This window comes from Brevundimonas sp. VNH65 (assembly GCF_049445955.1).
Classification (GTDB): domain Bacteria; phylum Pseudomonadota; class Alphaproteobacteria; order Caulobacterales; family Caulobacteraceae; genus Brevundimonas.
In genome coordinates, this window is record NZ_JBMSDX010000010.1 from 126,704 (window position 1) to 151,978 (window position 25,275).

Here is a 25,275-nt window from a genome sequence, read left to right on the forward strand (position 1 = left end):
GAAGAACCCCTCCGTCTCTTCGCTACGCTACGAGCCACCTCCCCACGCCTGCGGCGCAGGGAGGAGACAGCGTGCCGCCACCCCACGCCCAAACGCCGCCTTCCGACACTCCGCGCCCGAAATTCCCCAATCCGATCAACACCCGCCTCGCCGTTTCGCCCGATCATCCGGCCGCCCCTCGGCGCGGCCCTATAATGGCGGCCCCTGAAACCGGAGGCGTGGGCATGGCGGAAGAGGCGGCGAACACCGAAGTCGTGAGCACCGGGCGGCGCACGGCGCCGGTCGAGGTGTGGGCGGCGGTGCAGGCCGACTATCTGGCCGGGATGTCGGGGCCGGACTGTTGCCGGCGGCACGGGGTGACCCTGTCGGCCCTGCGCGACCGGGCGGCGCGGCAAGGCTGGCGGCGGGCGGACCAGCCCTGGACCCCGCCCGCGGCGCTCGATCCCCGCCGCCTGGATCCCTGGGACGAGGGGCGGCTGCTGGAGGAGCGGATCGGCGGCGACCTCGACCGGCTCGACTGGGCCGATCTGGGCCATGTCGCCGACGCCCGCATGATGCGGGCCGTGCTGCGCGGCGACGCCGCCGAGGCCCTGCGCTGGCACCGCGTCGCCGAAATCCTCGACGCCCGCGAGGCCGAGCTGCACCGCTGGGTCGAGGCCGAAGACGCCCTGCGCCTCGAACACGGCCCCCACCCCGCCGAACCCGACTCTCCCGACTCTCCCGACTCGGTTTTGGAAGCGGGGGATGATTGCGGATCAAATCCTCCCCCGCCGGGGGAGGGGAACCCCGAAGGGGTGGAGGGGGCCGAACACGCCCACGGTGCGCGCGCCTAGCCCCCTCCGTCTCCCCGCTGCGCGCCGAGCCGCCGCCCCCGATGGGGGAGGAATGATTGGTCAGTGATCCTTCGGCCGTTCCATCAGCTCGATCAGGACCCCGCCCATTTCCTTCGGATGCAGAAACACCACCGGCGTCCCGTGCGCCCCGATGCGGGGTTCGCCGGTGCCCAGAATGGTGACGCCCCTGGCGCGCATGTCGGCGACGGCGGCGTGGATGTCCTCGACCTCGAAACAGACGTGGTGCTGGCCGCCCCTGGGGTTCTTGGCGAGGAAGCCGACGATGGGGGATGTGTCGTCAAAGGGCTCGATCAGTTCGATCTGGGCCGTGGGGGTGTCGACGAAACAGACCTTCACCCCCTGGGCGGGCAGGTCGAAGGGCTCGCCGATCCGCGTGGCGCCGAGGACGTCGCGGTAGAGTTTAATGCTGTCGGCGATGGAGGGGGTGGCGACGCCGACGTGGTTCAGGTTTCCGATCATGCCGGTTCTTTCGCGGGGGCGGGCTGGGCGTAGCCGAGGCGCTGGTTCAGTTTCTCGATCAGGTCCACGGCCGTGTCGGCGATGGCCGAGCCGGGGGGATAGACGGCGGCGGCGCCCATCTCGATCAGGGGCTGGACGTCGCCGGGGGGGATCACGCCGCCGACCACGATCATGATGTCGGGACGGCCCAGACGCTCCAGCTCGGCCTTGAGCTCGGGCACCAGGGTCAGGTGGCCGGCGGCCAGCGACGAGGCGCCGACGGCGTGGACGTTCGAGGCCACCGCGTCGCGGGCGGCCTCGGCCGGGGTCTGGAACAGGCTGCCGGCGGTGACGTCGAAGCCGAGGTCGCCATAGCCGGTGGCGACGACCTTCTGGCCCCGGTCGTGGCCGTCCTGGCCCAGTTTGGCGATCAGGATGCGCGGCGGGCCGCCGTCGTTCTCGACGAAGGTGGCCACCATGTCGCGGGCTCGGGCGAAGCGGGGGTCACCTCCGGCCTCTTTCGCATAGACGCCCGAGACGGTCTGGACCGAGGCGACGTGGCGGCCGAAGGCGGCCTCCAGGGCGTCGGAGATTTCGCCCACCGTGGCATGGGCGCGGGCGGCGCGGACGGCGAGTTCCAGCAGGTTCTCGGTGCCGCGCGCCCCCTCGGTCAGGGCGTCGAGGGCGGCGGTGACGGCGGCTTCGTCCCTACGGCTGCGCAGGCGTTTCAGCTTGTCGATCTGGGCGGCCAGGACGGCGGCGTTGTCGACCTTCAGCATCGGGATGTCGTCGGGCGTGTCGTTGAGGTAGGCGTTGACGCCCACGACGGTCTGCTGGCCCGTGTCGATGCGGGCCTGGGTTCGGGCGGCGGAGGCCTCGATGCGGAGCTTGGGAATGCCGGCCTCGATGGCTTTCGCCATGCCGCCCAGGGCCTCGACCTCGGCCATGTGGGCGCGGGCCTTTTCGGCCAGCTCGTGGGTCAGGCGCTCGACATAGTAGGAGCCGCCCCAGGGGTCGATGACCCGGGTCAGGCCGGTCTCCTGCTGCAGCAGGATCTGGGTGTTGCGCGCGATGCGGGCCGAGAAGTCGGTCGGCAGGGCCAGGGCCTCGTCCAGGGCGTTGGTGTGCAGGGACTGGGTCTGGCCGCCCGCCGCCGCCATGGCCTCGACCATGGTGCGGGGCACGTTGTTGAATACATCCTGGGCCGCCAGGGACCAGCCAGAGGTCTGGCAGTGGGTGCGTAAGGACAGGGACTTGGGATCGGTCCCGCCCTCGCGCCGCACGGCCTCGGCCCACAGCAGGCGGCCGGCCCGCATCTTGGCCACCTCCATGAAGTAGTTCATGCCGATGGCCCAGAAGAAGCTGAGGCGCGGCGCGAAGGCGTCGATCGACATGCCCGCCGCCTTGCCCGCGCGCAGATATTCGACGCCGTCCGACAGGGTATAGGCCAGCTCGATGTCCGCCGAGGCCCCCGCCTCCTGCATGTGGTAGCCGGAGATGGAGATGGAGTTGAACTTCGGCGTCTCCTTCGCCGTCCACGCGAAGATGTCCGCGATGATCCGCATCGAGGGGGCGGGGGGGTAGATGTAGGTGTTGCGGACCATGAACTCCTTGAGGATGTCGTTCTGGATGGTCCCGGTCAGTTTCGCGTGGGGGACGCCCTGTTCCTCGGCCGCCACGACATAGAGGGCCAGGATCGGCAGGACGGCGCCGTTCATGGTCATCGACACCGACATCTGGTCCAGCGGGATGCCGTCGAACAGTGTCCGCATGTCGAGGATGGAATCGATGGCCACCCCCGCCATGCCGACGTCGCCCTTCACGCGCGGGTGGTCGGAATCGTAGCCGCGGTGGGTGGCGAGGTCGAAGGCGATGGAGAGGCCCTTCTGACCGGCGGCGAGGTTGCGGCGATAGAAGGCGTTGGATTCCTCGGCGGTGGAGAAGCCGGCGTACTGGCGGATGGTCCAGGGATTGCCCGCATACATGGTCGGATAGGGGCCGCGCACGAAGGGGGCGAAGCCGGGCAGGCCGTGGATGTGTTCGAGGCCCTCGATGTCGGCGGCGCCATAGGCCGGGGCGACGGTGATCTCCTCGGGCGTGGTCCAGGGCGCGCGGATTGGACCGTCGCCGGTGGGGGTCAGGTCGAGGGTGACCTTGGTGAAGTCGGGGCGGCTCATGCCGGATGCGCTCACTGGGCGGCCTCCTCGAAGGATGCGGCGGCGCGGACGGGGGAGAGGGGGGCGATTTTGCAGCGCGTGGCGGTCGGCGCGGTCGCGTCGGGCGCGGCCTCCACGGGCGCGGGTCGAACGTCGGGATCGACGTATTTCGTCACGCCGATGATCTGGTGGCGGCCGTCGGCGAAGGCGACGAGCCAGGCGGTGCGGGCGGCGGCGACGCGCGACTGGACGGCGCCGCCTTCGAGGGAGGCGATCAGGCCGCCTTCGCGGGCGATGCGTTGCGCCTCGTCCCAGCCGGCCCTGGCCAGATCGTGGGTGCGGCTGTCGAGGAACCAGGAGCCGGCGGCGGGATCGTCGACCCGGCCGAGGTTGGCCTCCTCCATGAGGACGATCTGGGTGTTGCGGGCCTGACGGCGGGCGAAGGTGTCGGGGCGGCCCGAGGCGCGGGTGAAGCCGTCCAGCACCACGACATCGGCCCCGCCCACGGCGCCGGCGAACCCGGCGGCGGTCAGGCGCAGCAGGTTGGGCCAGGGGTCGCGCGCGGCCAGCATGCGGCGCGACGAACGGGCCTCGATGACGGCGGGGGTTTCGTGGCCGTAGGCGCCGGAAATGGTCTTCCAGATCAGGCGCAGGGCGCGGACCTTGGCCAGGGCGTCGAAATAGGTCTGGTCCACCGACACGCCGAGGACGACGCCGGACAGGGCGCGCTCGACGGAGAGGCCCGCGTCGACGGCGGCGTCGATGCAGGCGATGGCCGAGGCGGCGGCGAAGCCCAGCTCCTGGGCGGCCGATCCGCCCGCCTCATGGACCACACGGCCGGAGGCGAGGAAGAGGCCGGCGTCGGGATAGGTGGCGGCGTGACGGGCGGCGCAGGCGGCGGCCTCGGCCAGATGGTCCGTCAACGGACGATCAGCGCCGCCGACTTCGGCCAAGGCGGAGATCGGGTCGAGGTGGAAGGCCAGTTTGGCGCGCGGCGATCCCTTGGCGACGGCGGCCAGGGCGTCGGCGGCGGCCGGGCCCTCGAGGCCCGCGTCGAAGGCCACGGCGGCCAGTTCCAGCGCCACGCCGTCGAGGGCGCGGGCCAGGGCGGCGGTGTCGGTCGCGACGCCGCCGGAGATCAGGACGGAGGCGGCGCCGCCCTCCAGATCGGTCAGGACGGCGGCGTTGACGGCCTCGGCCTCCTCGCCCTCGACCAGCGTGCGCAGGTCCCAGGCGCGGCCGTCGGCGTCCGACGGGCGGGGGGCGAAGATGGGGTCGACGCCGGTCGCATCGCCATAGAGGGGGCGGACGGTCAGGTGGTCCGCATCCAGATAGATCAGGGATTCGAGCGGCCGGTCCTTCAGCGCCTTCCGGGCGCTGTCCCGCCAGTCGAGGGGGGAGGGGAGGGGGAAGGTCATGCGTTCGTCATTCCGGGCGCAGCGCAGCGGAGACCCGGAACAAGGCGGCACCGCAGCGAAGCGAAGGCGATGGTGGACAAAGGTGCGTGCGCGACAGGTTCGCGCTCGCGCGCGCCGCCTTGTTCCGGGTCTGCGGGCCAGGAGGCCCTCCGCCCGGAATGACGAAAGGGAAGCATCACTCGAACTCCACCAGCACGTCGTCGGCGGCCACCGGGTCGCCGGCCTTGGCGCCGATGGATTTGACCACGGCGTCGCGTTCGGCCTTGAGGATGTTCTGCATCTTCATGGCCTCGATGATGGCGACGGTCTCGCCTTCCTTGACCTCCTGACCGGGCGTCACGGCGATGGCGACGACGAGGCCGGGCATGGGAGAGAGGATCAGTTTGGAGGTGTCGGCGGCCTGTTTCTCGGGCAGGCGGGCGAACAGTTCAGCCATGCGGGGCGTGAAGACGCGGACGCGGGCGCGGGTGGCCCGTGAGCGGATGTCGAAGCCGTCGGCGACGCGGCGGACCTCGGCGGTGAAGGGCACGTCGTCCAGCACGGCGCGGAACTGGGCGAGGCCCGGACGCCAGTCGATATCCGACAGGCGCAGGGTGCGGTCCTCGCCCGCCAGTTCGAGCGTCAGGGCCTCGTCGTCGTCATAGGACAGGCTGACCCCGACGGGCTCGCGGTCGATCAGGACGATCCAGTCAGTGCGGTCGGACGGATCGCTGGCCTGTTCGGAGACGATCTCGTGCATGGCCACCGAGGCGGCGACCAGGACGTCGCGTTGCAGCGGCCCGGCGGGGACGCCGTGGAAGCCGTCGGGGAACTCGTCCTTGATGTAGCTGGTGGAGAGGGCGCCTGAGCGGAACCGCTCCTGATCCATGACGGCGGCCAGGAAGGGGACGTTGTGGCCGAGGCCCGACAGGTGGGTGTCCTCCAGCGCGCGGGCCATGCCGTCCACGGCCGCGATCCGCGTCTCGCCCCAGGTGCAGAGCTTGGCGATCATGGGGTCGTAGAACATGGAGATCTCGTCGCCCTCGCGGACGCCGGTGTCGTTGCGGACGGTGTAGTCTCCCTGATCGCCTTCCTCGGGTTGTTCGTAGCGAACGAGGCGGCCGATGGAGGGCAGGAAGCCGCGATAGGGGTCTTCCGCATAGATGCGGCTCTCGATGGCCCAGCCGTTGATCTTCAGGTCGTCCTGCTTGAACGCCATCGTCTCGCCCGCCGCCGAGCGGATCATCTGTTCGACCAGATCGACGCCGGTGATCAACTCGGTCACCGGATGCTCGACCTGCAGCCGGGTGTTCATTTCCAGGAAGTAGAAGCTGCGGTCCTGACCGGCGACGAACTCGACCGTGCCGGCCGAGTCGTAACTTACAGCCCTTGCGAGGGCCACGGCCTGGTCGCCCATCTTCTTGCGCGTGGCCTCGTCCAGCAGGGGGGAGGGGGCCTCCTCGATGACCTTCTGGTTGCGGCGCTGGATCGAGCATTCGCGGTCGAACAGCGAAACGATGTTGCCGTGCTTGTCGCCCAGCACCTGGATCTCGATGTGGCGCGGATTGACGACGAATTTCTCGAGGAAGACCCGGTCGTCGCCGAAGGCGGTCAGGGCCTCGGCCTTCACCGCCGCGAAGCCTTCGGCCATGTCGGCGTCGGATTCCGCGACCCGGATGCCCTTGCCGCCGCCGCCGGCCGACGCCTTGATCATCACCGGATAGCCGATGCCGCGCGCGATCTCGACGGCCTGTTCCGGGGTGTCGATCAGGCCCATGTGGCCGGGCACGGTGGAGACGCCCGCCTCGGCGGCGAACTTCTTGGAGGTGATCTTGTCGCCCATGGCCTCGATGGCGTGGGGGTTGGGGCCGATGAAGGCGATGCCCTCGGCCTCCAGCCTGCGCGCGAAGACCGGGTTTTCCGACAGAAAGCCGAAGCCGGGGTGGACGGCCTCGGCGCCGGTTTGCCGGACGGCCTCCACGATCTTGTCCTGAAGCAGGTAGGACTGGGCGGCGGGCGACGGACCGATGTGGACGGTCTCGTCGGCCATCTCGTACGCCAGCGACCCGGTGTCGGCGTCGGAATGGACCAGCACCGTCCTGATGCCCATCCGGCGACAGGTCTTGATGATCCGAACGGCGATCTCGCCCCGGTTGGCGATGAGGATTTTGGAGAACATGGTCATTTCCCTGTCGCCTTGGCGACCGCATTAACGAGGCGCTCGGCGCGCAGGACCTCGTCCTGAACCGCGAGCACGATCTCTTCGGCATCGAATTTTGACACGGAGTGTGGAGCGAAGGCGGTGTCACGGATGAAGCCGATGCGTTCGTCTTCAGTCATCGTCCACCAAGGCAAGCTGCCCTCTTTGGCGTCCTGAAGGATGCAGGCGGCGACTTCGTCTCTGAAATCGACACCCCATTTCCCATCTTCGGCGTTCTGAGTCGGCCAATCTGCCGATAGGTCTTTCGCCAGACGGGTCATCCATCCGTTCAGAACGGCATGCCGTTCCAGCGGACGGGCGAATTTGGCGCGAAGTAGCAGGCCAAGCAGCAGGGTTCTACCGGACTTGCCGGAGAACGCCACATAACCGTCGGGCGAAAGTGAAATGCCGTTGGGTAGATCCGGCGCTTTCATCACAGCGGAATGTTGTCGTGCTTCTTCCAGGGATTGTCCTGGACCTTGTTCTTCAGCGTGCGCAGGGCCTTGATCAGGCGGCGTCGGGTGCCGTGGGGCATGATGACGTCGTCGATGAAGCCGAGTTTGGCGGCGACAAAGGGGTTGGCGAAGCGGTCCTTGTATTCGGCCTCGCGCGCCGCCAGGGCCTCCGGGTCGCCAGCCTCCTTGCGGAAGATGATCTCGACGGCCCCCTTGGCGCCCATGACGGCGATCTCGGCGGTGGGCCAGGCGTAGTTGACGTCGCCGCGCAGGTGTTTGGACGACATCACGTCATAGGCGCCGCCATAGGCCTTGCGCGTGATCAGGGTCAGTTTCGGCACGGTCGCCTCGGCATAGGCGAACAGCAGTTTGGCCCCGTGGGCGATGAGGGCACCGTACTCCTGCTTCGTCCCCGGCATGAAGCCCGGCACGTCGACCAGGGTCACGATGGGAATGCCGAAGGCGTCGCAGAAGCGGACGAAGCGGGCGGACTTTCGTGAGCTGTCGATGTCCAGCACGCCGGCCAGGACCTGGGGCTGGTTGGCGACGATCCCGACGGGCTGGCCGTCCAGCCGGCCGAAGCCGCAGATGATGTTCTTTGCGAAGTCGGCGCCGATCTCGAAGAAGTCGGCCTCGTCCACCGTCTTCAGGATCAGCTCCTTCATGTCATAGGGCTGGTTCGGATTGGCGGGGATCAGGGTGTCGAGGCTGGCCTCGTCCCGCTCCGGGTCGTCGTAGGAGTCGCGGACCGGCGGCTTCTCGCGGTTCGACAGCGGCAGGAAGCCGATCAGGCGGCGGACCTCCGACAGGGCCTCGATGTCGTTCTCGAAGGCGCCGTCGGCGACGCCCGACTTGCCGGCATGGACGCGGGCGCCGCCCAGGTCCTCGTGGCTGACGACCTCATTGGTCACCGTCTTCACCACGTCCGGGCCGGTGACGTACATGTAGGAGGTGTCCTTCACCATGAAGATGAAGTCGGTGATGGCGGGGGAATAGACGTCGCCGCCCGCGCAGGGGCCCATGATGACGCTGATCTGGGGGATGACGCCCGAGGCCAGGGTGTTCTGGAGGAAGATGTCGGCGTAGCCGCCGAGCGCCTCGACCCCCTCCTGGATGCGCGCGCCGCCGGCGTCGAACAGGCCGATGATCGGGGCGCCGTTGGTCAGGGCCATCTTCTGCAGCTTGACGATCTTGGCCGCGTGGGCGCCCGACAGGGAGCCGCCGAAGACGGTGAAGTCTTTCGAGAAGACATAGACCAGACGGCCGCCGATGGTGCCGCGTCCGGTGACCACGCCGTCGCCGGGGATGCGCTGTTTCTCCATGCCGAACTCGTGGGAGCGGTGCTCCACGAACATGTCGGTCTCTTCGAACGAGCCCTCGTCCAGCAGGACCTCGATCCGTTCGCGGGCGGTCAGCTTGCCCTTGGCGTGCTGGGCCGCGATGCGGGCCTCGCCGCCGCCGAGCCGGGCCGCGGCGCGACGCTGTTCCAGTTGTTCGAGAATCTGCTGCATGAAAATCCTACCGGCGAGTAGAAAATGGAATGGCGGAATGCGGGTGCGGGGTCAACTGGCGCGTGTCAGCGGGGCCTGAGCCCCTCGGCGAAACTGTCCCACAATCGCTCGGCGATTTCCTCGGGACTGAGCTTGCCGGACGGAGAATACCACTGGGCGATGGAGTTCATGGCGCCGGAGATGGCGAAGGTGGACATGCGGATGTCGGCGCTGCGCAAGGAGCCGTCGCGGACCCCCTCGCGCAGCAGGTCGCGAATGCGGGCATCCACCTTGCGCTTGACCGCTCGCAGCCGGTCGCGGACCTGTGGCGTCAGCTCGACATCCGGCACCCGATGCAGGCAGCGGCCGTGCACGGTGGTGGTGATTTCCACATATTTCTGAACGACTTGATGCAGGCGCTCGCGGCCTGTGACGCCGCTGACGGCGGTGTCCTCGACGGCGTCGGAATAGGCGTCCAGGGCGCGGCTGAAGCTGGCGCCCAGCAGTTCCTGCTTGCCGCCCACATGATAGTAGAGGGTCGGTTTGGAGACGCCCAGGCGCTCGGCGATGTCGTCGACCGAGGTGGCGCCGTAGCCGCGCTCCACGAAGCAGGCGGCGGCGGCGTCGAGAATGGCTTCACGCCGGGCCTCGGCGCCACGCGCGCGGGGGGCGGGCGCGGCGGACGGTGCGGACGGTTCAATCGAGGAACCACGGTCGGCGAAACTCTCCATCCGGGTAGAAAACCGCAGATCGGCGGCAAAGGCGAGTCCTGCCGAGCCGGGGCCGCTGTCGTCCGACCTTCCCGCGTCAGACGGTGAGGATCGTCGAGCCGACCGTCCGGCGCTGTTCCAGCGCGCGGTGCGCGTCGGCGGCCTGGCGGAGAGGGAAACGCTGGCCGATGGCGACCTTCACGTCGCCGGACACGAGGCGGTCGAAAAGCAGGCCGGCCAGGGTCATGCGTTCTTCCGGCGTCACGGCGTAGTCGAACAAGGTCGGCCGGGTGACGAACAGGGAGCCGGCCCTGGACAGCTCCAGGGGGCTGAACGGCGGGACCGGCCCGCTGGCGTTTCCATAGGAGACGAGCAGGCCACGCCGGGCGACCGAGGCGAGGGAGGCGGTCCAGGAGGCCGCGCCGACGCCGTCCAACGCTACTTCGACGCCCCGACCGTCGGTCACCTCGCGCACGGCGGCGGCCAGATGGTCGAAGGGGACGGACAGGGCGAGATGGGCGCCGTCGGCGCCGGCGCGCTCGGCCTTTTCGGGCGATCCGGCGTGGGCGATCACGCGGACGCCCATAGCCGCGAGCCATTGCACCAGGATGGAGCCGACGCCGCCCGCCGCGGCATGGACCAGCACGCTCCAGCCGGGCTGAATCCGGGCGCACTGTTCAATCAGAAAGGCGGCGGTCATGCCCTTCAGCAGGCTGGCGGCCGCGACGTCTTCGGAAACGCCGTCGGGCAGGGGAATGAGGAATTCGGCCGGGATGTCGCGCACGGTGGCGCAGGCGCCCAGGGGCCCGGTGGCGTAGCCGACACGATCGCCGACCCTGACCGTCGCAACGCCGTCGCCGACCGCCTCGACGACGCCTGCGGCTTCCGTGCCCATGCCGGAGGGCAGATCGACGGGATAGAGGCCGCTGCGGCGATAGACGTCAATGAAGTTCAGGCCGACGGCCCGATGTCGCACCCGCACCTGTCCAGCCGGAACCAGGCCGGGATCGAACGTCTCAAGTTCGATGACTTCGGGGCCGCCTGTGCGGCGAACGATCAGACGGGTTTCGGACATGGCGAGCTCCGGATCAGCAAGATCGGAGGTCGTCCTGCACGACGCCCGCGTCAAGGCGCCTCGATCGCGACGTTAACCACTATGGCGGAGCCGTCACAATAACCGCCTGAATTTGCGCATCTTTGATGGTGAGTATGGAACTGTCCACAGGACTTGTGGATTGATTTCACCGTCGCCCCGGAAGCGGGCGTATCATCCCGGGCCTGGCGCGGTCTGCGTCATAGGCCCGGCCGAGGATTTCCCCGATGTTCATCGCCGTCATCCGACCGGCGGTGGAGCCCCAAGGACCCGACGTCGTCGCCGTTCCCGGCTCGCCCGCCATAGCTTATGAAACACCGCGCGCCCTGCATGCGCGGTTGCTGGCCAATGCGGCGTTGCGGCGACGGCGCGGGCTGGAACGCCGGATGGCCGAGCGGAATGAGGACGCCGCCTACTGGTTCAGCGCCGCGCCGATGGCGGTGCGCAAGGCCTGTGAGCTGCGGCTCGCGGGTCCGGCGTTCGCGCCCCTGCCGTAGTTCCCCGATCAGGCTGCGAGCCCGGCGGCGTGGCGGCGTGCCTCGTGCGCCAGCAGCCAGGCTTTGCGCTCCATCCCGCCCGCATATCCGGTCAGGGCGCCGTTCGCGCCGATGACGCGATGGCAGGGCACGATCAGCGCCACCGGATTGGCCCCGTTCGCCAGCCCGACGGCGCGCATGGCGGAAGGGCGGCCGATGGCTTGGGCGAGACGGCCATAGGTCCAGGTCTGGCCTGCGGGAATGGTTCGGAGGGCCTGCCAGACCGAGCGCTGGAAGTCAGTGCCGGCGGTCTCGACCCGGAGGGCGTCCAGCGCGTTCGCATCGCCGTTGAAATAGGCGTCAAGAGACGCGGCGACACCGACAGGCGCTGCGCCCGCTGTCAGGGCGAAGCGGGGGTAACGTCGCCCCAAGAGCCGCAGCATCCGCGGCTCATAGTCGTGAAAATCCAGAGCCCGGACGGCGCCGTCCGCATCGGCCGCCAGCAGGATCTCGCCGATCGGGGAGGTCAGTCGCGACAGGGTGAGGTCGAACTGGGCTTCAAGCGGCCTGGTCATGGGGGATCTCCGGAATGTCGGCCAGGCGCACGCGGGCGGCCTGGAGATGAAGCAGGGCATAAGCGCGCCAGGGCCGCCAGGCTTCGGCGCGGTGAAGAAGGGTGTTCGGCAGGTCGCCTGCTATGGCGTCGCTCGCCGCAAGGTCAGCGGGGTGATCGAGGTCAATCCACTCGCCTGGCAGGCGCAACCCAGGCCTCCTAGCCACCAACGGCTTCAGCAAGGGGTCGCGCGACAGATCAGTGGCGATGGCGGCAGGATCGGCCGACAGGTCGAACACGCAGCGAACACGCGCCAATATGCGGGGCAGGGCGCGCAGGTCGTCGATGACCACTCGAACGTCCAGCGCATCGTCTTCGCGGAAGGCGACCGAGACCCGGCCCTCGGCGGCGTCGACTGCGCGCTCAAGCACGCGCGTCCAGCAGCCCTCCGCGACGTGGTCGCCACGCGCGGCCAGGGCTTGCATCATGGCGTGCCAGTCGTAGGGCGGTCGCCAAGGAAGACGCAGGCGCACGCCCGGTCCGGCGTCCCGTCGCGTGCTGTGACGACGCAGGTCTGACGGTGGGCGGTGATAGAGGGCCTGGAAGGTCTCGTTGAACCGGCGGACACTGCCGAAACCGGACGCCAGGGCGACCTCGGCCATGCCCAGATCGGTGTCGTGGATCAGGCTCTTGGCCAGCAGAACCCGACGGGTCTGGGCCACGCTGATCGGCGCCGCGCCGAGGTGGCGGCGGAAAAGCCGGCGCAACTGTCGTTCGCCCACGCCCAACCGGTTGGCCAGGGCGTCGACATCTCCGCCGGATCTGGACCCGGAGTCCAGGGCTCCGGCGTCGATCAGGGCCAAGGCGCGGCTGACCGTGTTGGAAGTTCCGCGCCAGGCGCCCATGTCCGGCGCCGTCTCAGGTCGGCACCGCAGGCAAGCCCGGAAGCCGGCGATCTCGGCCGCCGCCGCCGACGGATAGAAGACCATGTTCCGACGCAGCGGGGTGCGGGCCGGACAGACAGGACGACAGTAGATCCCCGTCGTCTTCACGGCGCCGAAGAAGCGGCCGTCGAACCGGGCGTCGCGGGTCAGGACCGCCCGGTAGCAGGCGTCCTGGTCCAGGTCGGGGATGTCGGGTTCGATCTCCATGCCGGCAACATGGGCGCGGGAGGCGCCCATGTCTCGCGGTTTTCGGACATCTGAGTGGGGTCAGGCGGACTGAGCTCGCGATCTGAGCGCCGCCTTGCCGCCGACGAGGCGGGTGAAGGCGGCGATCGTCTCCCAGGCGGCGGCGATGAAGGCGACGGCGACGATGATCATCAGCAGGTTGGCCAGGGTTCCCTCGCCATGGAACAGGGTCTGGGCGCGACGGGTGAAGTCGTCGAAGTCCGCCACGCTGATGCGATCGGCGAAGGGCGAAACGGTCCAGAGCCAGACGCAGGACCCCATGCGGACAAGACCAAGCGCCATATCGCCGGCCCCTGCCAGACGAACGGCCTCGGGTCGCCAGGCGCGGAACAGGCCGAACAGGATCCGGGCGACGGCGTAGGCGGTGACCGGCCAATAGATCAAGCTGAAGGTCGCGGCGGTCAGGGCCCCGTAGTCCACGCCGTCGACGACGCCGTCGACGATCTCGATATTGGTGGGCACGGCGGGCAGCAGGCCCGTCCACCACATCAGAAAGACGGTCCAGCAGACGGCGCTGGCGACGGCCCCAGCCATCGGAGACATCCGGCCGTCGGACAGATTCCACCCCACGGCGCGGCTCCAGCCTGCCGAGGCGTCGGCCGGCGCCTTGTCCAGCCCGTCCAGACCGCCCTTGTGCAGGTCGCGGGTCAGGCGCTCGGTGTCCAGGCTGATCTCGAACAGGCCCAGATCCTTGACCTTCCAGTCTCGCAGGAAGGCCGGCTTCTCCTTCTGCCGTTCGATGATGAAGGCGGCGATCGTGGCGAAGCCGACCAGGGTGACGGCGCTGGAGAAGACATCGGCGAAGGCCTGGCCTATGGCCTGTCCCGCCAGGATGTCGCCGGTCAGGACCCGTGCGGCCAGGCCGATAAGGGTCAGAACCACCAGGGCGGCGAGGCCGACCTTCAGGCCGAACTTCCACCAGGGATAGAGCTCGGGTCCGACGACATGTTGCGGGCCTGAGCCGTAGCGGGCCGCCACAGCCAAGGGGTGGCCGATCTCGCGCAGCACGGCCTCCTGCTCATCGTCGGTCAGAGGTCGGCCGAGGTCGTTTTCCCGGGCCTCCATGCGGTCGGCGATGGCGTCGGCGAGTTCGGCGATGATGTCGTCGCGCTGGCTGCGAGGCAGCTGGGCGGCGACGGCTTTCAGATAGCGTTCGGTCAGGGTCATGACGGATCCCTCCTCCAGGTCCGTGAGATCAGAGAATCTTGTCGAGCGAGGCGTTGATGGCTCGCCATTCATCGGTCAGGGCGGTCAGCACCCGGTCGCCGGTCGGTGACAGGCGGTAGAAGCGCTTCTTGCGCTTTTCCTCCTCGCGCCATTCGCTGGTCAGCAGCCCCTGGCTCTCCAGCCGGCGGAGCAGGGGATAGAGGGTGGATTCCTCTATCTCGAGCCCGTCCTCGGCCAGGGCCTGACGCAGGGTGTAGCCGTAGCGTTCGTCCCTGAGCCGGGCGAGAACCGCCAGGACCAGGGAGCCGCGCCGGAGCTCCAGTCGCATGGATTCAAAGAGTTCGACGTCGTCGGCCATCTGAGCCTGTTCTTCACATAGTGTGTGACATACAGTGTATGACGCATACTGTATGACGCTGTCAACGCCTCGGCTCGGTTCGTAATGTTAGGAGGACGATCGGAATCGAAGACGCCCCGCCTGCAAGCAGAGCGGGGCGTCCCGTCGGAGAATCTGGCGAGCGAGGTCCGACACTCCCGCTCGACATCCGGCCAGATTGTGGGGGGCCGACCGGACAACCCCTATTAGGCGAATACCGCGAAGCTTCTCAACCTAAGGAAAACCTTAGGCAGGAAAGGGTCATAGAGGTTCGATCTGACGGTACAGCAGGCCGCGAGCCACCGCCTCAGGCAGGCTGCGGGCGCCCAGCTTGCGGCGCGCGTTGCGCAGGTGGAGCTCGACCGTGGCTTCGGACAGGCCTAGCTGGTGCGCCGCAGCGGCCATCCGCTCGCCGCGTGCGATGATCTGCAGACAATCTCTCTCGCGGCCTGTCAGCGGCGTGATCGCGTCCCGTCGCCGCATCAGTTCGCCCGACGTCTGGGCGTGGAAGCGGTGCGCCAGCGCCACCAGACGCTGTCCCTCCACGTCGAGCAGATCGCAAACCTGAGGATAGGACAGGGGGGAGGCGGCGATCAGACCTGCGATCGGGCATCCCGCAAGTGGGGGGAGAGGAAAGAGGACGCCGCTCCTCAATCCCATTGTCCGCATCTCCGCCAGGATTTCCGACTCCACCTCCATCGCCTCGATGTCGAACGGCATGGGTTCCAGACGGCCGGCGCGAAGGGCGCGCAGCAGCGGGTCGAAGGCGAGGCAGCCATGGTTGAAATGCCGCTCGATAAGGTCGCGGCTCATGGTCGACATCGCCAGGTCGGCGCACAGGCTCGGCTTTTGGGAGGCGTCCACCTCGGCCAGACCATAAGTCAGCTGAACAAGGCCGTGGCAGGAGAAGTTCTCGACCATGCGGGACCAGCGGGTTGCAGGATCGTCGGCGGTGGCAGAGCCAGGAACGCCGTCTGAATGCAAACCGATACGCGAAGCCAATGCCACGTTCATAACCTTACATTGTCCTGAGTGCGGACGTTGATCAAGCGGCGTGCGCGCCGCCGGTCGGGCGTTTTCTTTTTCGCCTGAGCCGCTAAACCCGTCCCGTGATGCTCGGGGAGGGCAGGATGCGGAAGTTCAAGGGCGCGGTCAGCGCCGGGTTGTGCCTGGCCCTCGCCGTATCGGCAGGCTCAGCCGGAGCGCAGACGACGTCGTCGTCGGCTGTTCCGTCGTCCACCGTTTCGCCCCTGGTGGCCGGAGCGTCCTATGATCCTGGCGTCCCCACCGTGGCGTCGGTCCTGGGCCATGACAGCGGCGCGAAGATCACCTCTGCAGCCGACCTGATCCGGTATTTCGACGCTCTGAGAGCCTATGCGCCGGACCGTGTCGCCATCGGCCCGTCGGCGACGACGCATGAGGGCCGACCGGTGATCTGGGCGGCGATCGGTTCGCCGCGCAATATCGCCCGCCTGGACCAGATCCGGGCGACGTCGCGCGCCCTGGCCGATCCGCGCCGAACGACCCGCGCCCAGGCCGACGCCCTGATCGCCGATCAGCCGGTCATCGTCTGGATCGCCAATTCGGTGCATGGCGACGAGATCAGCGCAGCCGACGCCTCTCTGGCCACGGCCTATCATCTTCTGGCGTCTCGGGATCCGGCGGTTCAAGAGTGGCTGGCCAATACTGTCGTGCTTGTCGTTCCTTCACAGAACCCCGACGGACGAGAACGGTTCCTGCAAAGCTTCAATGCAGGGTTCGGCACCCAGCCCAACCCGGACCCGCTGTCGGCCGAGCGGGACCAGCCCTGGCCGGGGGGGCGGTACAACCACGACCTGTTCGATCTGAACCGCGACTGGTTCATCCAGACCCAGCCCGAGACGCGAGGGCATGCCGCCCTGATCCGCGAGTGGCGGCCGCAGGTGGTCGTCGACGCCCACGAGATGGGCACGGATGAGAGCTTCTTCTTCCCGCCAGAGGCCCAACCTCTGAACCCCTGGATCGCGCCCTCGACGCTGGAGAGCCGCGAGATTTTCGGCCGCAACACGGCGCGTTGGTTCGATCGGGCCGGGCAGGACTACTTCAACCGCCAGGTCTTCGACGCCTTCTATCCCGGATACGGCGACGGCTGGCCCGGTTATCTAGGCGCCGTGTCGATGACCTATGAGCAGGGATCGGCGCGGGGGCTGGCGGCGCGGCGGGCGTCGGGCGAAATCCTGACCTATCGCGATACCGTACGGAACCACACCCTGGCGGCGCTGGCGACGATCGAGACGGCCTCGGCGAACCGTGGCCGGCTGCTGAACGCCTTCTACGCCTATCACGCCGACGGGGTGGCGGGACGCGGCGCCTATGTGCTGAGCGCGCCGGCGTGGGATTCCGGCGCAGCGGACCGGCTGGCGCGATTGCTGGTGTCGTCGGGCGTCGAGGTCGGCCGAGCCGAGGCCGGGTTCACCGCTTGCGGCAAGACCTATCCCGCCGGATCCCATATCGTGAACCTGGCTCAGCCGCAGCGGCGAATGGCCGAGGTGCTTCTGGCCCAGGACGTTGCGGTGCCGGCCGATTTCTTGGCCGAACAGGAGCGCCGCCGCGCGCGCGGCCTGCCGGACGAAATCTATGACGTCACGGCCTGGTCCCTGCCGCTGCTGGCCAATGTGCCGTCCGACAAGTGCACCGCCGCCCCCACAGTGGCCGTCGCCGCCGTGGCGGCGGATGAGGCCCCGCGCGGATCTGTGATCCAGGCGGATGCGGCCTGGGGCTATCTGGTCGCGCCGGGTGGATCGGGTACGGCGCTGATGACCCACGCCCTGCGCGCGGGGATTTCGCTGCGGTCGATGGACAAGCCCTTCACCCACGCCGAACGTCGCTGGCCGTCGGGGACGCTGATCATTCCCCGCGCGGGCAACGGCGCGGACCTGACGGCCCGGATTCAGGCGCTCGCCGCCGAGACGGGCGCCCAGGTGGTGGGCGCCGCAGAAAGCTGGGTGTCGGACGGACCGAGCTTCGGCTCGGGCGAGGCCGTGGCGCTCAAGGCGCCGAAGGTGGCGCTGGCCTGGGACGCGCCGACCAATCCGACGGCGGTGGGCGCGACGCGGTATGTGCTGGAGCGGCAGCTGGGCTATCCGGTGACGGTGGTGCGGACCTCGAACCTGGGGCGCGCCGACCTGTCCCGGTTCGACGTGATCGTCCTGCCGTCGACCTATGGTGACTACAAGGGAACGCTGGGCGCCGGCGGCGTCGCGCATCTGAAAGCATGGGTCGAGGAGGGCGGCGTCCTGATCGGCCTGGGATCGGCGACGCGGATGCTGACCGATCCGTCCAACGGCTTCCTGGCCTCGCGGCGGCAACAGGCGGTCGGCGGAGCCGAGGGCGGTGACGGCAAGCTGATCGAGAGTCTGGCCGATTATGACCGGTTCATTCACGCCGGAGATCGGTCTCCGGATTCTGTCGCGGGCGTGTTGGGGCGGGTCGAGGTCGATCCTGAGCACTGGCTGTCGGCCGGCGTCGCGCCGACCCTGAATGTGCAGGTTCAAGGAGCGGACATCTATTCGCCCCTTACTCGGGACGAAGGAACGAACGTCGCCCGCTTCCCGGCCGAGGATCAACTGCTGGCCTCAGGCCAGTTGTGGGCCGAGAATCGCAAGCAACTGGCGTTCAAGCCGGCGATCATGGCGTCGTCTGAGGGGGCGGGCTGGATCATCGCCTTCGTGCAGGATCCGACCTTCCGAGGCTATATGACCGGGATGGAGACCATCTTCGCCAACGCCGTTTTCCGCGGACCGGCGCACGCGCGGCGCTGAGCCGCGAGGTCAGGAGGCCGGTGCGCCGCCTTTTGCCGGCATCATCGACCGGCAATAGGCGCGATGAGCGGCGAAGACCTCGGGTTTCTTTTCGCGCATCTCGGCGAAGAAGGCTTCGGCCCGCTCGGCGTCGATACGATCGACCTGTTCAGGCGTGCGCCCCGCCAGAGGGCCGGAGTGAGCCATGACCATGCCCCAGGCCAGGATTTCGTCAGTGGTTTCGGACCATTGACGCGCGCCCTCGGCCGTCGGTGTATCCGCGTCGGGCCGCGCCGCGTCGGCGACCCCCGCAGAGACGGCGCAGGCCAGGGCCTGATGGTAGAGGGTATAGGGTTCGGGCATGGCGTCCTGCCCGGCAGCCGCAGCCCATAGCGATATGGCGAGAGAAATCATTGCGTCTTCCTCGGTTCGAGGCAGTTCATCGGAAAGCGCAGGCTCAGGCTACTGACGAGGGCTGACTCCATGGGTTCAGGGGGGCGGCGGCGCCGGCTCTGCAGGGGCGATCCGGGGACGCGGGTCAGTGAACCGCTCCGGCAGGCGCCATCGCGCGGCAGAATTCCCGATGGGCGATGAAGGCGGCCGGGCGTGAGCGCCGCATCTGGCGCATGAACAACTGTGCCTTGTCGATGTCCTCGTGATCGATCTGGGCCGGGCTGCGACCGGCCCGTTCACCAAACTGGCGCAGCACCATGCCCCAGGCCAGCAGGCTGGAATCCATCGCCGGCCGCGACGCGGCCTCGGACGGCCGCACGTCGAGGGTCTCCCGCTCCAGCATCAGCGAGGCGGTGCAGGCCACGGCCTGATGATAGAGGGTCTGGGGTTCGATCGGCGGTTCGGACGAGGTCAGGAAAAGGGCGGCGAGGGCGATCGGGACCATGAGAGCTTCCTTTCCTTTCTCCTGCCCGAACCTCTATCTTGGCGCTGCTGACGAGGTCTGACGGGCCGCCGCATCATTCGCCATGCCGCCAAGGGAGTTTCCGTGCGTTTCGACGAACGCTTCATCGAAGAGCTGAAGGCGCGCCTTCGGCCGTCCGATGTGATCGGACGGACGGTGAAGTTGAAGCGTCAGGGGCGGGAATTCGCCGGCCTGTCTCCCTTTTCGAAGGAGAAGTCACCGTCGTTTTTCGTCAACGACGACAAGGGCTTCTTTCACGACTTCAGCTCCGGAAAGCACGGCGACATCATCTCGTTCCTGCAGGAGACGGAGCGGCTTAGCTTCGTCGAGGCGGTGACGCGGCTGGCGGCAGAGGCGGGGATGACGCTTCCGGCCGAGGACCCGCAGGCGGCCGAGCGGGAGCAGAAACGGCAGGGCCTGGCCGACTGGATGGATCTGGCCCAGAAATGGTTCGCCGCCAATCTGCGCCGCTCGGTCGGCAAGGCGGCGCGCGAATACCTGGAGCGGCGCGGCCTGCCCGAGGCGCAGTGGGAGCGGTTCGGCCTCGGCTATGCGCCCAACGACCGCGAGGGACTGAAACAGGCCCTGGTGCAGCGCGGGGCCAAGCCGGGCGACCTGGTCGAGGCGGGGATGCTGATCAGTCCCGAGGGCGGCGGCCAGCCCTATGACCGGTTCCGCGACCGACTGATGTTCCCGATCCTGGATGCGCGCGGACGGATCGTCAGCTTCGGCGGCCGGGCCATGAACCCCGACGACCGGGCCAAATACCTGAATGGGCCGGAAAGCCCGCTGTTTCACAAGGGGGCGACGCTCTACGGCCTGCCTGAGGCGCGGCGGATCCTGGGCGCGGAGCAGAAGGGCGGCCAGTCGATCGTGGTGGTCGAAGGCTATATGGACGTCATCGCCTGTCAGAGGGCTGGCATTCCAGCCGTGGCGCCGATGGGCACGGCCCTGACCGAGGAGCAGATGGCCCTGCTGTGGCGCGTCTCTTCGGAGCCCGTCCTGTGTTTCGACGGAGACGGGGCGGGGCAGAGGGCGGCGTATCGGGCCATTGAGCGGGCCCTGCCGTTGTTGAAGCCGGGCAAGTCCTTCCGCTTCGCCCTGTTGGAAGGCGGGCAGGACCCCGACGACATCCTGCGCGACCGGGGGGCGCCTGCGCTGAGGAACGCCCTGGCGGAAACCCGCCCCTTCGCCGAGGTCTTGTTCCGACGCGAGGCCGAGGCCGAGCCGCTGGACACGCCCGAGCGTCGCGCCGGGCTGAAAGGACGACTGCGGCAGGCGGCGGCGGCGGTCGGCGACAAGGATCTGGCCGAACAGTATCGACGTGATCTGTTCGACCGGTTCGACGCCCTGTTTCCCGCCCGTTCGCAGCCCACCCGGTCTCACCAGGCTTCCGGCGGCGGACGCTGGCGACCCGGCCCGCCGCCCAAGCTGGGCCAGACAACGGAAGGCGCCCAGGCGATGCAGGCGCTGACACGGGCGATCGAGCCGGTCGCCGCCGCCCTGGCTCATGGGGCCGTCGATGATCCTGAACGGATGGACGATCATCTCGAGGAAATCGCCGCGCATGGTTTCGGCGACGCCGCACTGGACGGCCTGGCGCAGGAACTGGTGCGCCTGAGGTTCTCCGGCCAGTCCCTTGACAGCGCCGCCCTGCGTCGCCATCTGGCGGCTTCCGGTCACGATGGCTTGATGCGTGAGGTCGAGAAGGCGGCGGCGAAGTCCGGCGCGCCTTTCCTGGCCGCGAATGCGCCCCTCGCCGAGTCGCGTGTCAGGTGGTCCCAGGCGTTTGACGCCCAGATGCGCATCGCGGGTCTGGAGCAGGCGCTGGACGCAGCCAAGTCGGCCGCCGATCAGGCGTTCGACGCCTCCGCCTTCGCTCGATTGAAGGCGGAGCGCGACGCTTTGCGACGGGCCGTCCGAACCGGGACGATTTGGGATGTTTCGACGGAAGTTTCGGGCGGTTCGTGACGAATTCGCGGCCGATGCGTTCTGTTTTGGAACGAATGTTGCAATTTTGCCGAGCGGGCGGACGGGCCCGGGCGGACGGAGACCAGACTGAATGAGCGCGCAGACCGAGACCCAGGAACCCGAAGTCCAATCCGACGGCCCCCTGCTCGACCTGACCGACGCCGGCGTCAAACGGTTCATCAAACAGGCCAAGACGCGCGGCTATGTCACGATGGAGGAACTGAACAAGGTTCTGCCGTCGGAAGAGGTGACCCCGGATCAGATCGAAGACACCCTGGCGATGCTGTCTGAGATGGGTGTCAACGTCGTCGAAGCCGAGGAAGACGCTCAGGAAAGTCAGGGCGGCGAGGTCGCCGAGCGCGCAGAAACGGCGGTTTCTGAGGAGAACGCCAAGCCGGCTTATGATCGCACCGATGACCCCGTGAGGATGTATCTCAGGGAGATGGGGAGCGTCGAATTGCTGTCTCGCGAGGGCGAGATCGCGATTGCGAAGCGGATCGAGGCCGGGCGGGATGCGATGATCTCGGGGCTGTGCGAGAGCGCGCTGACGTTCGAGGCCATCATGGTGTGGCGCGACGAGCTGGCGAACAACCGCATCCTGCTGCGCGAGGTCATCGACCTGGACGCCACCTACGGCGTGATCAACCCGTCGTCCCTGCCGCACAACCAGCCCCAGCCGCCGATCCCCGGCCAGCCCGCCCCTCCGGCGGAAGCCAAGGAAAACGAAGGGGAAAATCCCGAGTCCGAGGATGAGGACGAGGACTTCGATGACGGCGGCGGCATGTCGATCTCGGCGCTGGAAGCCGAGCTGCGTGACGGGGTCATGGAGACGCTGGACGCCATCGCCGCCGACTTCGACGCCTTCCGCAAGCTGCAGGAGAAGCTGGTCGAGCACCGGCTGAAGGGCGAAGACCTGCCGGCCAAGGACCGCAAGGCCTATGAGGCGCTATCGACCGGCATTTCCGACCGGCTGAAGACGGTCAAGCTGAACAACAACCGCATCGAGGCCCTGGTCGAACAGCTGTACGCGATCAACAAGCGGCTGATCGGGCTGGAAGGCCGGCTGCTGCGCCTGGCCGACAGTTACGGCATCTCGCGCCCCGAGTTCCTGAAAGCCTATTTCGGTCAGGAGCTTAACCCGGGCTGGGCGGCGCAGGTCAAGGACATGGGCGTGCGCTGGACCAAGTTCAGCGACAACGAGGCCGCCCAGATCGGCAAGATCCGCACCGACATCGCCGCCGTGGCCACCGAGGCCGGCCTGCCGATCGACGACTATCGCCGCATCGTCCAGACGGTGCAGAAGGGCGAGCGCGAGGCCCGTCAGGCCAAGAAGGAAATGGTCGAGGCCAACCTGCGCCTGGTCATCTCCATCGCCAAGAAATACACCAATCGCGGCCTGCAATTCCTTGATCTTATTCAGGAAGGCAACATCGGCCTGATGAAGGCGGTCGACAAGTTCGAGTACCGTCGCGGCTACAAGTTCTCGACCTACGCCACCTGGTGGATCCGTCAGGCCATCACCCGCTCGATCGCCGACCAGGCGCGGACCATCCGCATTCCGGTGCATATGATCGAGACGATCAACAAGATCGTCCGCACCAGCCGCCAGATGCTGCATGAAATCGGCCGCGAGCCGACGCCGGAGGAGCTGGCCGAGAAGCTGGCCATGCCGCTGGAAAAAGTGCGCAAGGTGTTGAAAATCGCCAAGGAACCGATCTCGCTCGAAACCCCGATCGGGGACGAGGAGGACTCGCACCTGGGCGACTTCATCGAAGACAAGAACGCCATCCTGCCGATCGACGCGGCCATCCAGAGCAATCTTCGTGAAACAACGACGCGGGTTCTGGCGTCGCTGACGCCGCGCGAGGAGCGGGTTCTGCGCATGCGCTTCGGCATCGGCATGAACACCGACCACACCCTGGAAGAGGTCGGGCAACAGTTCAGCGTGACCCGCGAACGCATTCGCCAGATCGAGGCCAAGGCCCTGAGAAAGCTGAAACATCCGAGCCGGAGCCGGAAGCTGCGCAGCTTCCTGGACAGCTAGAACCCCTCCACCGCGAAGACGCGGTCCCCCTCCCCCTCGCCAAGCGGCGACGGGGAGGAGACGGCAAGGGCCGCTCCGGAAACGGGGCGGCCCTTTTTCTTCGCCCCTCTCCCCTTGTGGGAGAGGACTTGAGGCTCGCAGAGCGCAGCGATGCGCCAGCCGAAAGGGTGAGGGGGACAGCGTGCCCGCCGACCCGCCGCCGCGCCCCTCACCCGACCGCGCCAGGACGACGGCTGCGCCGCCGTGCGCGGTCTCCCTCTCCCAACCGGGAGAGGGGTTTTTTGGCGTTTGTCCCGCCTGGATTTGTACCCGGGGAGTCCCGGGTTGCACCGGGACCGGGGCGGTGCAGGCGGGGACGAAGGGAGGCGAGGCGGGACAGATTCTGGGTCGAACGGTCCCCGGCGTCGCCCCTGCGACCGATCCTGGCGCAGGCGTAGGTTAGGGTGGCGGAATGGAAGAGGTCCGCACGCGTCGCAATTTTCCGGCCGAGACCTGGGCGGTGGTCCGGGACGCCTATCTGGGCGGAGAGACCGCCGAGTCGATCTCGCGCCGGCTGAAGATGTCGATCAACACGATCCGCAAACGCGCCACCCGGTGCGGCTGGACGCACAAGGCGCACGCGGCGGCCCTGGCGCGGATGGACGCCGAGACCGGCGCGCGCGCGGCCGACACCTCCGAGCCGGCGGCGGCGCTGGACCGGACCACGCGATACGCCGCCCTGTTGCTGACCGAGGGCCGGGCCGCCGAGGCGCAGGGGCTGATCCGGGCGGCGGAGGGTCTCAGGCGGCTGACGCAGCCGACGGCCGGGCCGGGGCGGCGGGCGCTGACGCCGCAGGAGATGGAGGCGGAGGCCCAGGCCCGTCAGGCCGAGGCGGCGGCGACCCATGCGCGGGTGGCCGAGCGGCTGAACCGGCTGGTCGAACATCTGGCGCATGAGCTGCTGGCCCAGCGGCCCCAGGGCGTGCCCGCCCTGTACGCCCCCTTCGTCTATGCGTTCCGGGCCCGGCATTTCGGACCGCAGGTCGAGGCCGCCGACCACGCCCACGCCGCGGCCATGGGCTGGCCGCTGGACCACTGGGACGCCGAAGGCCGGCTGAAGGCCGGGATCGCCCACGGCCCCTCCGGCCACGCTCCGGCCAGCACGACGGCGCCGTCAGAAGCGGCGGGGCTGGAACATTGCTGCGCCTGGACCGAACGGATGGAGGCCGAGGCGCGGGAGGGGCGGCAGCCGGATTACGGCATGGCGAGGGAGGCGGGGTCGGTTCCCTCGCCGATGTCGTGAATATCCTTCTCCCCCGGGGGAGAAGGTGGCTCGCGGAGCGAGACGGATGAGGGGGGCGGGCTGATCTCATCACGGACTTCGGACGCCGAGCCGGATGACAGAGCCCCCTCATCCGAGCGGCTCCGCCGCCCACCTTCTCCCCCGAGGGGAGAAGGGGCGTGAGCGCACGATTATCGTCCGGCGGCCGCGCGTTCCTGATTGAGGGCGAAGAGGTGCTCGAGCACCTCGTCATCTGTGAGGTCGGCGGGCCAGCCGTTAGAGGCGGCGGGGCCGGAGCATTGCTGCGCCTGGACCGAACGGATGGAGGCCGAGGCGCGGGAGGGGCGGCAGCCGGATTACGGCATGGCGTGGGAGGAGGGGTCGGTTCCCTCGCCGATGTCGTGAATATCCTTCTCCCCCGAGGGGAGAAGGTGGCTCGCGGAGCGAGACGGATGAGGGGGCGGGCTGATCTTATCACGGACTTCGGACGTCGAGCCGGATGACAGAGCCCCCTCATCCGAGCGGCTCCGCCGCCCACCTTCTCCCCCGCGGGGAGAAGGGGCGTGAGCGCGAGAACATAGGGGCCGAGGGGGTGCTGACGCCGGAACTTCAGAGTTCAGACCTGACGTGACCCCCTGAAACTCCTCCAGGAATAGCTAGAGTCCGCCCCTCGAAAGGACGGACAGAATGAAGCGGTCACGGTTCACGGAAGAGCAGATCATCGGGATCCTGCGGGAGCAGGAGGCCGG

Annotated in this window: 21 protein-coding genes and 1 pseudogene; 6 read left to right on the forward strand and 16 right to left on the reverse strand. The window is 68.3% G+C overall.

Features of this window, described 5'->3' with window-relative positions:
• Positions 1-194: 194 nt before the first annotated feature.
• Positions 195-833, forward strand: a complete 639-nt coding sequence (locus ACO2Q1_RS14785) for a hypothetical protein (RefSeq protein WP_423330245.1) — start codon at positions 195-197, stop codon at positions 831-833.
• 60 nt (positions 834-893) lie between these two features.
• Here ACO2Q1_RS14785 and mce read toward each other — a convergent pair whose 3' ends face one another.
• The 8 genes from mce to ACO2Q1_RS14825 all read right to left on the reverse strand — a co-directional run bounded on the left by mce (position 894) and on the right by ACO2Q1_RS14825 (position 10,775).
• The gene (gene mce, locus ACO2Q1_RS14790) at positions 894-1,313 is read right to left on the reverse strand and encodes a methylmalonyl-CoA epimerase (RefSeq protein ID WP_423330246.1); all 420 of its coding nucleotides are present in this window, start codon (positions 1,311-1,313) and stop codon (positions 894-896) included.
• Positions 1,310-3,469, reverse strand: a complete 2,160-nt coding sequence (scpA, locus tag ACO2Q1_RS14795; RefSeq protein ID WP_423330272.1) for a methylmalonyl-CoA mutase — start codon at positions 3,467-3,469, stop codon at positions 1,310-1,312. The genes mce and scpA overlap by 4 nt, the downstream gene beginning before the upstream one ends.
• Before the next feature lie 11 nt (positions 3,470-3,480).
• Positions 3,481-4,866, reverse strand: coding sequence for a methylmalonyl-CoA mutase family protein (locus tag ACO2Q1_RS14800; protein ID WP_423330247.1), 1,386 nt, complete (start codon positions 4,864-4,866; stop codon positions 3,481-3,483).
• A 175-nt stretch (positions 4,867-5,041) separates the two neighbouring features.
• Entirely contained in the window at positions 5,042-7,024 is a 1,983-nt protein-coding gene (locus tag ACO2Q1_RS14805) for a biotin carboxylase N-terminal domain-containing protein (RefSeq protein ID WP_423330248.1), read from the reverse strand.
• Between the two features lie 2 nt (positions 7,025-7,026).
• On the reverse strand, positions 7,027-7,479 hold the full coding sequence (locus ACO2Q1_RS14810; protein ID WP_423330249.1) for a hypothetical protein: 453 nt from the start codon (positions 7,477-7,479) through the stop codon (positions 7,027-7,029).
• Complete coding sequence (locus ACO2Q1_RS14815; RefSeq protein ID WP_423330250.1) at positions 7,479-9,011, reverse strand: acyl-CoA carboxylase subunit beta; 1,533 nt, start codon at positions 9,009-9,011, stop codon at positions 7,479-7,481. The genes ACO2Q1_RS14810 and ACO2Q1_RS14815 overlap by 1 nt, the downstream gene beginning before the upstream one ends.
• A gap of 65 nt (positions 9,012-9,076) precedes the next feature.
• Entirely contained in the window at positions 9,077-9,721 is a 645-nt protein-coding gene (locus ACO2Q1_RS14820) for a TetR/AcrR family transcriptional regulator (protein ID WP_423330251.1), read from the reverse strand.
• Between the two features lie 76 nt (positions 9,722-9,797).
• Positions 9,798-10,775: a quinone oxidoreductase family protein gene (locus tag ACO2Q1_RS14825; RefSeq protein ID WP_423330252.1), complete on the reverse strand. Its 978-nt coding sequence runs from the start codon at positions 10,773-10,775 to the stop codon at positions 9,798-9,800.
• 245 nt (positions 10,776-11,020) lie between these two features.
• On the opposite strand from ACO2Q1_RS14825, the gene ACO2Q1_RS14830 reads away from it, so the two are divergent.
• Positions 11,021-11,290, forward strand: a complete 270-nt coding sequence (locus tag ACO2Q1_RS14830; protein ID WP_423330253.1) for a hypothetical protein — start codon at positions 11,021-11,023, stop codon at positions 11,288-11,290.
• Between the two features lie 8 nt (positions 11,291-11,298).
• Here ACO2Q1_RS14830 and ACO2Q1_RS14835 read toward each other — a convergent pair whose 3' ends face one another.
• The 5 genes from ACO2Q1_RS14835 to ACO2Q1_RS14855 all read right to left on the reverse strand — a co-directional run bounded on the left by ACO2Q1_RS14835 (position 11,299) and on the right by ACO2Q1_RS14855 (position 15,476).
• Complete coding sequence (locus ACO2Q1_RS14835; protein WP_423330254.1) at positions 11,299-11,844, reverse strand: methylated-DNA--[protein]-cysteine S-methyltransferase; 546 nt, start codon at positions 11,842-11,844, stop codon at positions 11,299-11,301.
• Positions 11,828-13,003 (reverse strand): bifunctional transcriptional activator/DNA repair enzyme AdaA, encoded by a 1,176-nt coding sequence (locus ACO2Q1_RS14840; protein WP_423330255.1) that lies wholly within the window; start codon positions 13,001-13,003, stop codon positions 11,828-11,830. Before ACO2Q1_RS14840 ends, ACO2Q1_RS14835 begins: the two co-directional genes overlap by 17 nt.
• 30 nt (positions 13,004-13,033) lie before the next feature.
• Positions 13,034-14,179 carry an HAAS signaling domain-containing protein gene (locus ACO2Q1_RS14845; RefSeq protein WP_423330256.1) on the reverse strand — a complete coding sequence of 382 codons (1,146 nt, stop codon included), beginning with the start codon at positions 14,177-14,179 and terminating at the stop codon, positions 13,034-13,036.
• 28 nt (positions 14,180-14,207) lie between these two features.
• The gene (locus ACO2Q1_RS14850) at positions 14,208-14,537 is read right to left on the reverse strand and encodes a PadR family transcriptional regulator (protein WP_423330257.1); all 330 of its coding nucleotides are present in this window, start codon (positions 14,535-14,537) and stop codon (positions 14,208-14,210) included.
• A gap of 279 nt (positions 14,538-14,816) precedes the next feature.
• Entirely contained in the window at positions 14,817-15,476 is a 660-nt protein-coding gene (locus tag ACO2Q1_RS14855; RefSeq protein ID WP_423330258.1) for a helix-turn-helix transcriptional regulator, read from the reverse strand.
• Positions 15,477-15,685: 209 nt separating this feature from the next.
• Here ACO2Q1_RS14855 and ACO2Q1_RS14860 point away from each other — a divergent pair, with 209 nt between their 5' ends.
• Complete coding sequence (locus ACO2Q1_RS14860) at positions 15,686-18,355, forward strand: M14 family metallopeptidase (protein ID WP_423330259.1); 2,670 nt, start codon at positions 15,686-15,688, stop codon at positions 18,353-18,355.
• 9 nt (positions 18,356-18,364) lie between these two features.
• On the opposite strand, the gene ACO2Q1_RS14865 is transcribed toward ACO2Q1_RS14860, so the two are convergent.
• Positions 18,365-18,748 (reverse strand): hypothetical protein, encoded by a 384-nt coding sequence (locus ACO2Q1_RS14865; protein WP_423330260.1) that lies wholly within the window; start codon positions 18,746-18,748, stop codon positions 18,365-18,367.
• A 124-nt stretch (positions 18,749-18,872) separates the two neighbouring features.
• Positions 18,873-19,232, reverse strand: a complete 360-nt coding sequence (locus tag ACO2Q1_RS14870) for a hypothetical protein (protein ID WP_423330261.1) — start codon at positions 19,230-19,232, stop codon at positions 18,873-18,875.
• 102 nt (positions 19,233-19,334) lie between these two features.
• Here ACO2Q1_RS14870 and dnaG point away from each other — a divergent pair, with 102 nt between their 5' ends.
• From dnaG to ACO2Q1_RS14885, 3 genes are all read left to right on the forward strand, one after another.
• Positions 19,335-21,221: a DNA primase gene (gene dnaG, locus ACO2Q1_RS14875; protein ID WP_423330262.1), complete on the forward strand. Its 1,887-nt coding sequence runs from the start codon at positions 19,335-19,337 to the stop codon at positions 21,219-21,221.
• A 91-nt stretch (positions 21,222-21,312) separates the two neighbouring features.
• Positions 21,313-23,265, forward strand: coding sequence for an RNA polymerase sigma factor RpoD (gene rpoD, locus ACO2Q1_RS14880; protein ID WP_423330263.1), 1,953 nt, complete (start codon positions 21,313-21,315; stop codon positions 23,263-23,265).
• Positions 23,266-23,716: 451 nt separating this feature from the next.
• On the forward strand, positions 23,717-24,547 hold the full coding sequence (locus ACO2Q1_RS14885) for a hypothetical protein (protein WP_423330264.1): 831 nt from the start codon (positions 23,717-23,719) through the stop codon (positions 24,545-24,547).
• A 170-nt stretch (positions 24,548-24,717) separates the two neighbouring features.
• Here ACO2Q1_RS14885 and ACO2Q1_RS14890 read toward each other — a convergent pair.
• Positions 24,718-24,813, reverse strand: a pseudogene (locus ACO2Q1_RS14890) (hypothetical protein); the annotation flags it as partial.
• Between the last annotated feature and the right edge of the window lie 462 nt (positions 24,814-25,275).

Excerpts from the sequence above, each read along its gene's own strand:
- ACO2Q1_RS14785 (WP_423330245.1), top strand. The coding sequence starts at position 195 with ATGGCGGCCCCTGAAACCGGAGGCGTGGGCATGGCGGAAGAGGCGGCG.
- mce (WP_423330246.1), bottom strand. The coding sequence starts at position 1,313 with ATGATCGGAAACCTGAACCACGTCGGCGTCGCCACCCCCTCCATCGCC.
- scpA (WP_423330272.1), bottom strand. The coding sequence starts at position 3,469 with ATGAGCCGCCCCGACTTCACCAAGGTCACCCTCGACCTGACCCCCACC.
- ACO2Q1_RS14800 (WP_423330247.1), bottom strand. The coding sequence starts at position 4,866 with ATGACCTTCCCCCTCCCCTCCCCCCTCGACTGGCGGGACAGCGCCCGG.
- ACO2Q1_RS14805 (WP_423330248.1), bottom strand. The coding sequence starts at position 7,024 with ATGTTCTCCAAAATCCTCATCGCCAACCGGGGCGAGATCGCCGTTCGG.
- ACO2Q1_RS14810 (WP_423330249.1), bottom strand. The coding sequence starts at position 7,479 with ATGAAAGCGCCGGATCTACCCAACGGCATTTCACTTTCGCCCGACGGT.
- ACO2Q1_RS14815 (WP_423330250.1), bottom strand. The coding sequence starts at position 9,011 with ATGCAGCAGATTCTCGAACAACTGGAACAGCGTCGCGCCGCGGCCCGG.
- ACO2Q1_RS14820 (WP_423330251.1), bottom strand. The coding sequence starts at position 9,721 with ATGGAGAGTTTCGCCGACCGTGGTTCCTCGATTGAACCGTCCGCACCG.
- ACO2Q1_RS14825 (WP_423330252.1), bottom strand. The coding sequence starts at position 10,775 with ATGTCCGAAACCCGTCTGATCGTTCGCCGCACAGGCGGCCCCGAAGTC.
- ACO2Q1_RS14830 (WP_423330253.1), top strand. The coding sequence starts at position 11,021 with ATGTTCATCGCCGTCATCCGACCGGCGGTGGAGCCCCAAGGACCCGAC.
- ACO2Q1_RS14835 (WP_423330254.1), bottom strand. The coding sequence starts at position 11,844 with ATGACCAGGCCGCTTGAAGCCCAGTTCGACCTCACCCTGTCGCGACTG.
- ACO2Q1_RS14840 (WP_423330255.1), bottom strand. The coding sequence starts at position 13,003 with ATGGGCGCCTCCCGCGCCCATGTTGCCGGCATGGAGATCGAACCCGAC.
- ACO2Q1_RS14845 (WP_423330256.1), bottom strand. The coding sequence starts at position 14,179 with ATGACCCTGACCGAACGCTATCTGAAAGCCGTCGCCGCCCAGCTGCCT.
- ACO2Q1_RS14850 (WP_423330257.1), bottom strand. The coding sequence starts at position 14,537 with ATGGCCGACGACGTCGAACTCTTTGAATCCATGCGACTGGAGCTCCGG.
- ACO2Q1_RS14855 (WP_423330258.1), bottom strand. The coding sequence starts at position 15,476 with ATGGTCGAGAACTTCTCCTGCCACGGCCTTGTTCAGCTGACTTATGGT.
- ACO2Q1_RS14860 (WP_423330259.1), top strand. The coding sequence starts at position 15,686 with ATGCGGAAGTTCAAGGGCGCGGTCAGCGCCGGGTTGTGCCTGGCCCTC.
- ACO2Q1_RS14865 (WP_423330260.1), bottom strand. The coding sequence starts at position 18,748 with ATGATTTCTCTCGCCATATCGCTATGGGCTGCGGCTGCCGGGCAGGAC.
- ACO2Q1_RS14870 (WP_423330261.1), bottom strand. The coding sequence starts at position 19,232 with ATGGTCCCGATCGCCCTCGCCGCCCTTTTCCTGACCTCGTCCGAACCG.
- rpoD (WP_423330263.1), top strand. The coding sequence starts at position 21,313 with ATGAGCGCGCAGACCGAGACCCAGGAACCCGAAGTCCAATCCGACGGC.
- ACO2Q1_RS14885 (WP_423330264.1), top strand. The coding sequence starts at position 23,717 with ATGGAAGAGGTCCGCACGCGTCGCAATTTTCCGGCCGAGACCTGGGCG.